Raw genomic sequence first — 769 nt, forward strand, 5'->3', positions numbered from 1 at the left:
GATCAGATACTGCGCGACTTGATCGGTCGTGGTCATCTCAACGGTCTCGGTACAACTGTCGTCGGTCCCGGCTGAATCCGGGGTAGTGGCCTCATTGGACATGGTGGCCACCCCCTCGGGGCACCAGAGAAACTGAACACAGTAGCACACTAAGCGGCCGTTAGATTCTCCGCTCCGGGATCAAAATCCGCCAGAAAACAAGCACGGTGGCTGGAACTATACAATTCCAGATGGGTAGGATGGTAGGTCTCCCGAAGCGTTTTTGCTCTCGGTGAAATACCAATTAGTATGGCACGAGCCGATTCTGGTAATTCGGACTCCCCTGAACGGGAAATCCGCTTAGTGAAGAACCCAGATGGCCAGTGGACGGCTCGTGATCTCCGTGTTGGAGTGACTGCGCAAGCGAAAAGTCGGGACGAAGCACTTGATACTCTTGATGCCGTCATTGCGGCGGTCGAAGGCGATGGCGGGCGCTCTCCAACCGACGAGGAAATACGTGACCTCGGTGTTGATCCTGAAGTCGCTCGGTCACAGAGCGATAATCTTCCCGATGTCTTACAGTAGCGATGGTAACGCGGGACTTTTCGGGTGAAGACGTGTACAAAGTGTTGGTAAACGTTGGTGGGTTCCAGCACGTTCGTACCACGGGGGATCACCTAATTCTTCGCTGGGATCCGCCAGAAGGCCATGAGAACACAGAGATACGTACCGTGACGGTCCCGGCCCACGACTCAATCAGTATTGGAACGCTTCGTAATATCGCTGACGA

General features: G+C 54.6%; 2 protein-coding genes. Both read left to right on the plus strand.

Annotation, left to right across the window (positions count from 1 at the left end; translation table 11 throughout):
• Positions 1-288: 288 nt before the first annotated feature.
• Complete coding sequence (locus EXE42_RS16115; protein WP_137706972.1) at positions 289-564, plus strand: type II toxin-antitoxin system HicB family antitoxin; 276 nt, start codon at positions 289-291, stop codon at positions 562-564.
• A 2-nt stretch (positions 565-566) separates the two neighbouring features.
• The coding region (locus EXE42_RS16120; protein WP_137706973.1) for a type II toxin-antitoxin system HicA family toxin at positions 567-769 on the plus strand (203 nt) is incomplete at its 3' end.

Source organism: Halorubrum sp. SP3 (assembly GCF_005435195.1).
GTDB classification, from domain to species: Archaea; Halobacteriota; Halobacteria; order Halobacteriales; family Haloferacaceae; genus Halorubrum; species Halorubrum sodomense.